9 protein-coding genes are annotated in these 13,047 nt (G+C 41.8%); all 9 read right to left on the bottom strand.

Annotated elements, in window-relative coordinates:
* Window positions 1–6 precede the first annotated feature (6 nt).
* The 9 genes from HMAT_RS11655 to HMAT_RS11695 all read right to left on the bottom strand — a co-directional run bounded on the left by HMAT_RS11655 (window position 7) and on the right by HMAT_RS11695 (window position 12,889).
* The gene (locus HMAT_RS11655; RefSeq protein ID WP_158655781.1) at window positions 7–933 is read right to left on the bottom strand and encodes a hypothetical protein; all 927 of its coding nucleotides are present in this window, start codon (window positions 931–933) and stop codon (window positions 7–9) included.
* Between the two features lie 78 nt (window positions 934–1,011).
* Window positions 1,012–1,890 carry a sensor histidine kinase KdpD gene (locus HMAT_RS11660; RefSeq protein WP_104382860.1) on the bottom strand — a complete coding sequence of 293 codons (879 nt, stop codon included), beginning with the start codon at window positions 1,888–1,890 and terminating at the stop codon, window positions 1,012–1,014.
* Between the two features lie 389 nt (window positions 1,891–2,279).
* Window positions 2,280–3,656 carry a DUF3472 domain-containing protein gene (locus HMAT_RS11665; RefSeq protein WP_104382861.1) on the bottom strand — a complete coding sequence of 459 codons (1,377 nt, stop codon included), beginning with the start codon at window positions 3,654–3,656 and terminating at the stop codon, window positions 2,280–2,282.
* A 12-nt stretch (window positions 3,657–3,668) separates the two neighbouring features.
* A complete protein-coding gene (locus HMAT_RS11670) occupies window positions 3,669–4,940 on the bottom strand; it encodes an RICIN domain-containing protein (RefSeq protein ID WP_104382862.1) in 1,272 nt (423 codons plus the stop codon).
* 32 nt (window positions 4,941–4,972) lie between these two features.
* Window positions 4,973–5,854, bottom strand: a complete 882-nt coding sequence (locus HMAT_RS11675) for a metallophosphoesterase (RefSeq protein WP_104382863.1) — start codon at window positions 5,852–5,854, stop codon at window positions 4,973–4,975.
* Entirely contained in the window at window positions 5,845–7,608 is a 1,764-nt protein-coding gene (locus HMAT_RS11680) for a RagB/SusD family nutrient uptake outer membrane protein (RefSeq protein WP_104382864.1), read from the bottom strand. Before HMAT_RS11680 ends, HMAT_RS11675 begins: the two co-directional genes overlap by 10 nt.
* Window positions 7,609–7,680: 72 nt before the next feature.
* Window positions 7,681–11,145 (bottom strand): TonB-dependent receptor, encoded by a 3,465-nt coding sequence (locus HMAT_RS11685; protein WP_104382865.1) that lies wholly within the window; start codon window positions 11,143–11,145, stop codon window positions 7,681–7,683.
* A gap of 116 nt (window positions 11,146–11,261) precedes the next feature.
* Window positions 11,262–12,293, bottom strand: coding sequence for a FecR family protein (locus HMAT_RS11690; protein WP_104382866.1), 1,032 nt, complete (start codon window positions 12,291–12,293; stop codon window positions 11,262–11,264).
* Between the two features lie 26 nt (window positions 12,294–12,319).
* Window positions 12,320–12,889 (bottom strand): RNA polymerase sigma factor, encoded by a 570-nt coding sequence (locus HMAT_RS11695; protein WP_104382867.1) that lies wholly within the window; start codon window positions 12,887–12,889, stop codon window positions 12,320–12,322.
* Window positions 12,890–13,047 lie beyond the last annotated feature (158 nt).

Here is a 13,047-nt window from a genome sequence, read left to right on the forward strand (position 1 = left end):
CTGAGCTCAGTCCAGTGTACTGAGGGTGTGCATCAGGCTCCGCAAATCCTGCTGCACGGAGCGAATGGTCGCCTGCAGTTCATTGTGCATATTGGCTAGATCATGCAGTTGCTCCGCTGTGAAGATGCCACCCGTGTTAAAATAAAGTTTCTCCAAGGGACTGTTCTGTTGATCCTCGAGGCCATATTTTAACCAGCGTTGCCGCATTGTCTCTACCAGCGAAAAATTTTCGGAGTTACTGAATCCCTTCTCCGATAAAATACCCCATACCGACGCAGGATAGATTTGTGCATTGTTGTTTTGAAACCAGATACCTTGGAGCAGATTGCGCTCCAAATGCATGCTGACCCTTTTTCCTTTGGGATTTAGGGTCATAAATCCCAACACCGCTGTGCCTACCCCGCCGGCGATGCTCAAGCCATTATTGAGCTTATCATTTTTGATGGTGGTCGCTGTAACCGCCGTGACAGCCCCCAAGAGTATGGAGGCTACTGTCAGTCGGGTCTGTGTATTCGAATTCAATTCATCCATGTAGCCTGCGAGCTTATCAATACGCTCGCCATTGCAGTCCAATTCCGCGGCAATAGCATTCAATTCCGTTTCAAACAGCATATATCTGTCGGTCACCTTTTGTTTTGCAGCCAGCTTCACCGCGGGATTACCGGGATTGTCCAGATAACCGATGATATGCGGCGAAAGGTTGAGATATTTGACCAATACAAAATCATGGTCAGAAAAAACAGCTCTGAGCCTGGTACTGTCGACGGATGGAATTGCCTGTACGGGAATTGATTTATAGGCTACATTCGGCGCACAGTAATTCTTTGTCAGCGTCTGCACCTGAACATTATTGATCAAAGTTGAACAGCCGGTCAAAAACAGAAAAGGCAATACAAGAAAAGGTCTTATTTTTAAAAGAAATATTTTCATCATTCGGGCCATACCTTGCATCTTACAACAATACTTCCCCGAAAATGTTTTGGATGACGCGATTTCTTTCGTGCTATTCGCCTATACGTTTATGGGGAAAATCAATTTAACTGAAACGCCCTCGCTACTTCTATTTTCAAAACACAGACTTCCGTTAATTCGCTTCAGGAGATCTCTACAGAGGGAAATACCCAATCCGGCACCGTTCTTATTTTCAGCTTTCTTACGTTCCCAGCTATTTACAAAATTGAGATTGTAAAGAACCTCCGGCGACAATTCATCGCCATCATTTATAATGGTCAATTCCCATTGATCGATCTTGTTATCCGTCAGCAGGATCTGTATCTTTCCGCCTGTCCGTCCATATTTAATTGCGTTACTGATGACATTTCTAATCACGAAACAAAATATTTCTTTATGTATATTGACAGAAAAATCTTGCTCCACATTATTTAAAACCAGCATCTTGGATTTTTGAATTTCGATGCTATACATTTCCAGTATACCATTTATCTGATCAATGATATTGCAGGTTTCAGTATTTTCAAGTTTATCCCGCAACTGGGAATCTGTCCAGAGCAACACCTCCTCGAGCATCGCCCGGGATCTAGCAACCTGCTTCTTTAAATTCGTAAAAATCAGGCTGAGGTCCTCCTTGTCGATTAGAGAAATATCGTTGATCGTCAGTAGTACTTCGACCGAAGCAAATGGAGCGCGTAGATCGTGTGATGCTATTGACAGGACCTTTGTTTTAAAATTTTCCGCTATTTTAAGTTCTTCATTATAATGCCGGATACGTTGGGCCTGTTCATTAAGCGCAGTATTAGCTGCTGTTAACTTTAACTGCTTGGATTTCAGAAGACGGTTTTTTCGAATCAAAAAGTAAATCAGTACTCCGATAAGTGTTTTACTGATAACAATCCCGACAATAAGCAATGTAATAATAGTTTGACTATCCACAATAAAAAGATAATAAGAAAATAATAGTATGGTTTACTAGTCGCCAAAACTAAGTAATAAAACTATAATTAAAAAATTATCACCAGAATAATCATACTGCTTATTCTGCTATCGCTTGCTGCTGAAGAAAAACTTAGTCATACCAAAGACTGTAATCCAAAACACATAGTCAATGTAAAATTGGATCCATGAAATAATATATAGATGATAATATATAAAAGAGAAAAAGATGTTCAGCGACCTTAAGGTATTCTATTTAGATTTTCGGTACAACAGAAAAGTATTGTTGTCATTGAGCTACCGGCTCAGAAACTATATCGTACACTCCCCAGGTTGATAAAAGGTAAAGGTAAAGGGAATACGACCTTTTACCTTTAGCTAATCCATTATCAATTTATGGGCAAATTATTTAGATCTATATTTGGCGCCGTGCCAATAGCTGGTCGTGTAAAAACACTATTTTCAGCCACTAAATCATTAAAAAATCCGCCATTCTGCAAAAAGAATCTACCATTCTCAACTCCACCTTTGTAATCTCCCCGTTGGTTGTTGTCACCAGCACCATCCACACTAAACCTACAGGATGTCGATTCGATCCAGGTACCGGTCGTAGACCGAACCCAAAAGTTTGAATAGTAAGCTTTTCGGCCTAGGTACCCCATTGTATTGTTAAAATTTTCAAGAAAGGAATAGGCACCTGTTATATAAGTTGAAATAGCTGGTCTTTTAAACGTAGCAATATACTTCCATGTACCCAATTCGGGCGCGTAAAACCAAGATGAATACAATGTATTGCCGAGTCCGTCCGGTCTTATTCTGGTCAGAAACTTATATGTAGTTTCTGTTGACCAGTTGAAGGTCCAATTACTTTTTCCTCCGGTCCCCTCACCGCCAAAACCGCTGACGGCCACATCGGTGCCGTTGCTTACGACGGTAGTTTTTCCGTCAGATTCCTTGCTGGGATCCCATACAGAGAAAATAATTTTTCGCTGTGTTGCCGAGTTGACCTGAAAACCAAAATATCCCTGTCCAAATCCATTTGCCATGTAATAGCTGCCTACCGGATCCTGTCCGGCAGGGACGATAACTTCGTTGTACATCCATTCGTACGAATTACCAGTCGGAAGACTAGGGACTAAATGCACTGAAGGCCCGCGACGCGAAAAATAGTAGCTTGTCGGTATATTCGCATAAGTAAGACCAGACGAAGCGGCTGTACCACCAATTAAAATGTCAGTCATATTACCGATATATGTAGCTGTTTTGCTAACTGCCTGAAGGTCTACTTTTACATAACCAGGTGTAGCAATCTCCACCGAGCCCGCATAATAATCTTTTGCAGGCGCTCCCCCCGTCATGGCCACATCGAAACTCTGCCCATTGACAGTCAGACGAACGACGCTACTCCCCGTGGTAACATAGCCTTTTATACCCAAATGCAACGTACCAGACTGTGTGACCTTAAAATAGGTACTTACTACAGCTGAAAGACTGGTCCAATTGCGAAGTCCATAATTTGAGTTATCAAAAATTTCTGCTCCACTGAGGCCATTGGTCACAAAGGAATTCCCTCCCATCGGGATTGCAACCGTCAGGTCGTTCACGCCTCCCTGGATCACATTTAAACTTTTTTTACCAGTTATCCCAATTGGAGTATCCTCGACAGGATGGCTTTTTCCGCAGGAAAAAAACAGAAGACCTGTCACACTTAGGATCCCCAGCAAATTAAACAGGTTTGTCATTTTTACTTTTTCAATAAATACCATAACCACAGAGATTTATTGTTTAACTAATCTAAATTTTTGTGCATTGCCAGTATGGGCGGAATAGATCTGAATCTGTGTATCATCCGCCGTACTTGATCCATTTACATCCAGGTTTTTACCTGGGGCAGATGCAGGTTCTAGATTATAATTGCCGCTTCCCACATAGGTGAGCTTCCACCGTTGCGCCGAAGTATTCGTAAAGGTGGCTACCTGGACAGGTGTACTGTTTGCCGATCCTCCACCCCTTACTTCCAATGCCTTAGTGGTGTCAGCTATGCTCTTCAACGCATAATACCCGCTGCCAACGCTTCTCAACTTCCAGACCTGGTTGGATGACGTCGGATAATTGTAAGTCCATAATGTCACATCTTCACCGTTGACCGGGGGATTGCCATTGACATCAACAACTTTACTAGGTTCTTTTGTTAATGCGGATGCGATTTTATAATTGGCTCCATCGATCAAAATGCCTTGTGGCGAATAAAATGTAATCAATAAAATATCGAGGTGTGCATATGTAGCAAGTTTACTCGCCAGATCAGTTTCACCATAATAACGTGACAGTGCCCAAGCATACATCTTTACGCGCTCGCCACCCACAGTTTTAGTCGGGAAGTAGGATTTCATTGCATTGTCCACCGTTGCATCATAACTTATTCCATCCACCCCATAAGTGTTGAGTTTGCTGTACATGTCATCCATTACAACTTGTTGCTGCGCAGGGGTTTTACCGCTCAAATCTGACCAATTGCAGTAATAACTTACTTTCCAGCCAAGCTGTTTAAAGCCAGTTAAATACTGTGGATACATGCTTTCTATCAATACTCTATTTTTAATAGAATATAGACTATCCATTTTCTTCAGCGTCTTTAAGAATAACTGTTCATTTGCACTGCTGTTCAAATCTTTACAATCCAACCAAAGGGAGGTATAGCTCGGAAGCTTCTGATTTAGATTAGCAAAATACTGTTCCAGAGTCTGTCCGGTAGCTGTTCCCGCCTCATGCCCAATGAGACAGGTTTGCTGTCCGCCTTTATTGCCAACATAAATATCCACTTCCAGACTATTGATGCCTTCGTTAATAATTTCATCGACTTTAATTAGATCGTTGGATCGATGTGCACTAACAAATGTCGGTCCAGCTAATGTCGTATTGACTTTGCCCATTTTTTTGGGGGCGCTCTCTTCCTGTTTTGTCATATCTTTCTGACAGCCAGAAAACAAATAGGCCATACAGGCAAACATACAGACTGCCTTACCAAACATTAACGTTGTTTTTTTCATAATTTTTGTGTTTAAATATTAAGTTTATTCGTTTAAAAATCAATTTTTCTGGACGTCATCCGGCCTTCCCCATGAAGACTGAGCTGATTTGCCCCTAGTTCCAAGATTCCAAAGGCATTTTGGCTGTCAGTTTCGATCATACCCTCCAGGGTAATCATTGGAATACCTTTATAGGTTGCAAAATTACCGGGATGATGATGGCCTGAGATCACGGCCTTTACGACCGGATATTTTTCGATGAGAGTCAATATATCCCGATTATTCAGTGCTTCGAGGCCATTTTCGGGATATAAAGGGTGGTGTGTGAAGACGATCACCTTTTTGGATGTTGACTGCGCGTTATGGAGCTGCTTTCTCAACCATTTGAGCTGTTTTGTACTTACACCGCCATTCCAGGGCTGATCATTGCTCCTTTTTGCCGTTTTGAGCCTATCGTTAAGTAATTGCCAGGCTTGGCGCTGGCCTGATCCTGCTGTTGTGGCATACTCGGCAAGTTCATTGGTATTGAGCAGAATAAACAGCCACTCTCCTTTGGCTACGGTATAGTAAGGGGCAGGCATTTTATAAGCCTTATATAAATCGGCTCCATCTTCAACATCCACATAATCGTGGTTCCCTAAGATATTATAGACTGGTTTTTTGAGCTTGTCGAGCTGCTGAATTGCAGGTGGCAGATCTTTTGTTCCCACATCAACCAAATCCCCAAGCATGACTGTAAAGTCTACATCTTCCTTATTGATTGCCACAACGGCAGCATCTAATTTAACAAGTGAATTCCTATAAAAACGGCTTCCACGGCTATCCTTGTCTGCGTACTGTGGATCGGCGATCAAACCTATCCTGACCAACGATTGCCCCTGGCCTATGCTATAAAATAAGCTGAATAACAACGGTAAAAATATTTTTATTCCCATCCTGGATTTTGTTTTAAGTTATTGTTCAATGTGATTTCATTCAGCGGAATACATTCCAGGTAATCGCGGTTTTCCTTAAATCCATAGCCATTCGGCAGCTGTGTTACAAAAGGATCTAGCAAACCCTCCGCATCAACTTTATAGTTGATTTTTGTACCTGTCCAGTCCGATGCCAGAAATGGATAACCTTTGGGACGTTTTCCCTTCACCAGTTTATGCGCGGCCCATCGCCGGATATCATCATAGCGAAATCCCTCGGCTCCAAGTTCGACAGTACGTTCACGACGGATTTCTTTTAACTGGTCTGATAAATTATAACCATAATCAGCATACCTGTCCTTATTGGGATCGTTGGTAATAGCAAAATCCGGCATACCTGATCTTTTGCGGAGCAAATTGATTGATTTGGTATAATCGACTGTTTCACCAAGTTCAGCCTTCGCTTCAGCATAGTTCAATAAGGCTTCGGCGTAACGAAACACGATGGCACCAGTTTCGTCACTTGAGCTCCAGGAGACCCCACCACCGGCCAAAGCTGATTTTGGGTCATTTCCTTTCCGAATCTGAAAACCAGTATTATTCAAGGCCTCACCAGATTTATCCAAAAACGGCTTTTTGAAAGTGGCTTTACCAAAGGTATTATCCCACATCAAGGCTCCTGGCGTCCAGATCGTCTGGGATAGCCGCGGATCACAATCGGACCGTATTTTTTCTAAAAAAGCATTGCCTTTCACAGTCTTACCAAGAGAAATATAATCATATGGAAGACCATTGCGTCCCAGGTAATGCTGTACCTGTTCAAAAGTCATAGATATCCCCGCTGTGCGATCGGACACATAGATCTGAAAAGAGTGTGACAGATCACGGTTGATCGAATAGGCTTTCCAAAGGATCACCTCTTTATTGGCAAGCTGATCTTTCAGGGAAAATAGTTTACAGTAATCGTTTTCGGGATCATTATTACTATACAGCGACATCCCATATTTTGCATCCATCAAGGTTTCGGCAGCTGTAACTGCTTGGCGAAAGTACTTATTGGGATCAACGCCAGCGGTACCAAATACTGTCCCTTTATGGTATTTCTGCCAGCTGCCTTCAAATAAGGCAACTCTAGATTTGAACAGTAGAGCCGCCTGTTTGGAAAGTCTATTGTTTTTACCTTTTACTGTAGCCACAGGATCAAGATATTCGATCGCTTTATCCAGGTGTGCCAAAATCGAGTCGACTACTGTCGTACGTGGGTCACGTGCTTTGAAAAGTTCTTCAGAGTCCATCTCCAATGGCTCCGTATACCAGGGAACATCACCGTAGAGCCTGACCTTTTCAAAGTAGAACCAGGCCTTAAAGAAATGTGCTTCTCCCAAAAACTGCTTATATTTTTCAAAAGGATCTTTGCATTTGTTATAGTTCTTAAAAAAAATATTGACGCTTCGGATATTGCTCCATTTCCAGTTTCCGCCAGATGAAACAGGTGATTCGGTACCATTCCAGACCGTACTAGGCGAACTGGAAATCTGAACGTCGGATCCACGGGTGCCATCCCAACCGATCACCCCCAAATAGCTACCCACAGAATCAAAGGCTGGAAACCGAGTATAGAATTGTATGGTATAATTTTCCAGGTCATTAGCCGTCTTCCAGTAGATCTCATTATCAATCGCTGTCAATGGCGGTTTATCCAAAAAATCTTTGGAGCAGGAACTCAACAACAGTAAGATGACTGTCGTATATAGTAAGGTTATATTTTTTTTCATTGGTTATTCATTTCTTGATATAATTTTTCTTCGCTATTTAAGTAGCTACTTATGCATTCAAATCAAATGCGTTTACAGCGAGATATTCATCCCAAATGCCCAAATCGCCTGTGAAAACATACTTTTTCCATTACCATATTCTCCCAGCATTGCCGTCTCAGGATCAAATCCGCTTGGAAGTTTAGAAATGGTATAGATATTTTCACCAGAAAAATAAATGCGGGCGCGTTTTAATCCAATTTTTTGGAGCATTAACGGCGGAATGGTGTATCCAATCTGAAGATTTTTAAGACGTGCATAGGCACCATTTTGCAGATAACGCGTTTGCTGCTGTTTATTTTTATTGTCCTGGCTGGTATTACTGTAAGGACGGGGAAAATAAGCCTCAGTATTTATACCGAGTCCCGAATATCGGTCTCCCTCAACATCCCGATAGTAATCTATATGCCCTGGGAACAAGGAGGACTGATTCCATGCCCGAAATCCCCAGAATAGATTCCCATCCAGCCATAAATCACGCTTTCCAGTACCTTGGATAAACACCGCTATATCAATATTTTTGTAGTTAGCCGTTAAATTAAGTCCAAACTGATAACGGCGCGTTGAATTACCAATAATTTTAAGGTCTCCATGGTCATTTATGGTGTTTTTACCCTTATTGATTAGCCCATCCCCGTTGAGATCACGGTATTCTATATCCCCTGTCTGCCAAGTCTGGCCATTGATAAATTTTTGGTAGCCCGATGCATTGATCTCTTCAGCGCGCTCCTTAGTTTTGATCAAGCCAACAGTTTCATAACCCCAAATTTCTCCGGCATCCATACCTACGTAATCCGTTGTCAGGATACCCGTCGGATTGGTAAACTTTGTAATTATATTTTTATAATCAAACACATTGGCTGCTACGGAATAGTTAAAATCGGAACCTATTTTCCCATTCCAGCGCAAGCTAAAATCCCAGCCCCTAGTCTGAAGTTCCGAATTATTTTCCTGTGGAATCTTGGCGCCCAGAACAGCAGGAAGAGCCTGCGCCGGTCCGAGACGATCATAGGTCAAACGTTGGTAATATTCAAATTCGGCCTGCAGGCGGTTTTGGAAAAAGCCCAATTCGACGGCCGTATTCATTGAACGAGATGACTCCCAGGTAAGAAATCGGTTGACCAAGTTTGGCGCAATCGTATAAGCGGGACGCATACCATCAATAAGCCAGCTCAGGTTACTTTGCACCCCCAATAATGCCAGATCCTGATAGGCTGCGACGTTTTGATTTCCCAGTCGTCCCCAAGATCCTTTAAGCTTCAAGAAAGGAATATAAGCCTCAACTCCCGTCCAAAATTTCTCTTTTGATACAACCCACCCTGCTGATATCGACGGAAACGAACCCCACCTTTTACCGCGTGCAAATTTGGATGTGCCATCATACCGTATATTACCCTCAAAGAGATATTTATCCGCATAATTATAATTTAAACGTGCAAAATAGCCGAGTGTAGACCAATGACTAAGTTCATCAGCTATTTGCATTTCACCGGTTGCTGTTGTTAAGGAGGGTACATCTGGTGTTATAAGTTCCCTTTTCAGACCACTCAGCATATCATAGGAATTCGTTTCATTTTGAAATCCAGCCAGTGCCGTAAAATGGTGCTCCGTTCCTAAATCTAAATTATAGGTTGTATAAATATTAAGCGCTTTATAGGTGGTATTAGATTTGTCTTTACTGATATAGGAAGGAACCGTAAGCGCTATTGGTACAAGCGTACCATCTACTTCATCCTCATAAGCGACCTGATTGACGCCCTCATAATTGTTGATTTTATAATCTATGGAATAATCTGCATTGATTTTCCAGTTTTTAAGGGGGCTGATCTCTGTGGCCAAACGCTGAACCAGATTATTGTCCGTCAATTTTTGATAGCCCGCTTGCATCTGCGGTACACGCGAAAGTTGCGAGTAATAGCCATTTGGCGATTTAAGGAACACCTCGGGATGTGTCCTGAAGATCTGATGAATTATCATTCCGTATCCCCCTTCACCATTGTAGATTGGCCGGTTACGCAGTTCATTTGTCAGGCGAGTATTCGAACTGATCTTCCACCAATCCGTGATATTGGCATCGAGCTTTCCCTGAAAATTGTAGCGCTTATACTTATCATCCACGATTTTCAACACCCCTTTTTCAGTGGCATGTCCAAGGGACAAAAAATAGGACATGTCTTTTGATCCACCTCTTACAGATAGATTTTCCTGCATTCTGAGACCATTACCATAATGAATATCTATCCAGTCGTTATTGCCGTTCGAGAATTGATAGGTTGACCACTTACGCGGATTGTTGGTATCAGGAACAGTTTCGGGAAGTGTTGGATCATCAATATATGCTATGATCCTGTCAATCGTAGATTCGGAAAACAATCTAGCGACCCCTTGGTTATCATGCATTTCATTCATGGCACGCGCAAATGTATAGGAATCCACCATCTTTGGTTTATTGATAATGGTTGTAGGTCCTCCATTGATCGAAAAATCGACTTGTGGTTTCTGATTAGCTTTCCCCGATTTGGTCGTAATCAGCAGGACGCCATAGGGCGCACGCGCACCATAGATTGCCGATGCAGCAGCGTCTTTTAAAATAGAAACACTTTCGACGGTGTTGGGGTCTATTGTATTGATATCTCCTGCGGTACCATCAATCAGCACATAGGGGCTACCCTGCCCCCGTATCTGCACGGATGGTGCGGCACCGGGTTCAAAGCCATTGTTTCCATAAGCGATAGTCAGGCCACTGACGGTTCCATAAAGTGATTGAGAGACATTGTTTACCGGTCTATCCTGTAAGCGCTTGCCATCGACGACAGCAACAGATCCTGTGAGGTTAACTTTCTTTTGGACGCCATAGCCCACCACAACAACTTCGTCAAGTTCGCGTGCCCGGTCAGCCGCCAATCGGATTACCAGATCCCCCGCAAGGTCGTTTGTCACCAAGGTATCGATGGTCTTAAAGCCCATAAAATGTACGGATAAAGTATCTGAAGGAAAGGTCGAATCGAGCAAAAACGCGCCTTCGTCATCACTTTTGGATTTTGTGTTGGCACGCTTTAAGTTTAAGGTAGCTCCCGAAACAGGCATACCGGACGGATCAATTACTTTTCCAGAAATAGGCTTTCCTTCACGCGGTGTTTGTCTGGCTAAAACATAGCCGTTATCCGTCTTTTTTACCTGGATACCATAAGGTATCAATAATCTACGCAAGACCTGTTCCAAGGATTCATTTTTAGTATCAAATTTGGTGATACTTATAGTTTTTAAGCCCAGGCTCTCCGTGAACGAAATATCTGATCCAGACTTTTTTTGCAGATCGATGATAAGATCCCGTAACGTCGTTTTTTGATAACTCAAGTTGTTTATCTTGCCTTTTTCCTGTGCGAATGTACTGTTCCAAGGAATAATGCCTGAAAATAGCAGCAGGGTCCCACCAAGAGTTAAAGAAAGGTATTTGTTGCTTCTTTTTTCTTTTGTTATTAGTTTTTTGTTAATCATTTGTTAATTTTGTATTGATTAAAGGTTTTACATCCATGAAACCAATTATGGAATCGGGTGAGATAGATTCCATAATTATCTGTAAAGGGTCTTACACTATGTGAGCCCTTTTATTTTTAGTATAAAATAATCTCTTTGCCCTCCTTCTTATTTTTAAAACTGATTTTTTTTCCGGTCAATAACTGAATCTCTTCCAGCGCCGTTGCCATTGTTTTGGATTGTCGGAAGCTAATATTATAACGATCCGACAGGATTTTTTCATCGTCTGTATAAAGTGTCAGTCCGTAGAAATTCTTAAAGGTTTGGCTCAATTCTTCAAAGCTCGCCTGATCCAGTTTAATATGATCAGATAACCAGGAGCTTTCCAAGGGGTAAGTCCCATTTGTCAATTTAAAATCACTAGACTTTCGATCGTAGACCATATTCTCATCCGGCAACAACGTGCGTAGATTTTTCTCGTTATTGTCAACCTGAACCTTACCTGTACGCACCGATACCGCTGTATTATGGATATCCGGATAAGCATTAACATTGAAACTGGTACCCAACACCTTGATATGCAATCCACCACCATGTACGGTAAATGGCCTGGACGGATCTTTCTTGACATCAAAGAATGCTTCGCCATAGAGGTTCACATCCCGCAGACGATCGTAATTGCCAACCGTTAAGCTTGAATTGGCATTTAGAATTACTTTGGTACCATCATTCAGGATGACTGTTGTGCGTTCGGCGGTACCAGTGGATATGGTTCCGCTATCTAGGTATACCATTTTGATCGGCTCGATCAGGCTATCGATCTGCGATCCTGAATAGTATTGATAATATAAAACAGTTGAAAATATCAACAGTATGACACTAGCCACGGCGGTATATAACCAGCCCCGTCGGCTGTCAGAACGCTTATCGGTGTATTCAGCAGCTGCCAATATAATTCGGTCTCTGAGATTTTTACGGTCTGGAATAAAATCTATTTCTGAATCTTCGGTTGTATGTTTCCCCAAGGATTCGTACCAATATTCCACAACAAATTTCTCAGCCGCACTGGCTGTACCGTCCTGGTATTTCTTAATTAGTTTTTGTAACTGTTTTTGATCCACGCGTAATCTTTCTAGGTTTGCTCTTTCTAGAAAGACAGTTGGAGGCATTCAAAAGTATGTAAGGAATTTAAAATTTATTTGATCAGCAAAAAAGATAGCAATGCTGTCAGTGAGCGCGCAAATTCGGGATGTCTCTTTATGAGCATTTCTTTAATACGGCGGTGCATTTCTGCACTGTACCCTTTTACGGTCTGCTCCGCGAGTCCTAGGGCAATAGCAATCTCTTTCAGTGTAAAATCTTCATTGCGCAGCTTAAAAATGCTCTGCATGTGAGCAGGTAACTCACTCAAAATTTCCGAAAATAAGGTATTTAGATCTTTTTCGATTAACAGATTGACTAAAGAAAGATCCATGATCTCTAGATTTACCGCTAGCCTATTTTTCACATCCTGATGAAGCTTAGCTTTGGCAAAGTAGTTCATAATTTTATTCCGGAGGGCTACATAAAGGTAATTGTGAACCGATCCATGTACAACGATGAACTCCCTTTTTATCCAGAGGTTGACAAAGAGATCCTGTACAAGATCTTCTGCATCCTGCAGGTTTCCAATTTTCAGAAAAGCTGTCTGTGTTAGCTTGTCGGTATGGGTATTCACCAACATTTCAAAATCAGAAATATCTTTGATTAACAATGTCGATTTCATACTCTTGCTGCTGGCCTATAATGATATGATTGGTCGTCAAAACAAACTTACAGGATTTTTTTGATTTAAAAATCAATTTTTGAGAGCAAACGTTTGCGCAAATTATTTTAATTTGCATAGTCTTATCCCCACGAGTAAAATTCAATCTTAAGAAAAAG

Origin of the sequence: Sphingobacterium sp. HMA12 (genome assembly GCF_002933815.1) — a bacterium.
In the GTDB taxonomy this organism is placed as follows: domain Bacteria; phylum Bacteroidota; class Bacteroidia; order Sphingobacteriales; family Sphingobacteriaceae; genus Sphingobacterium.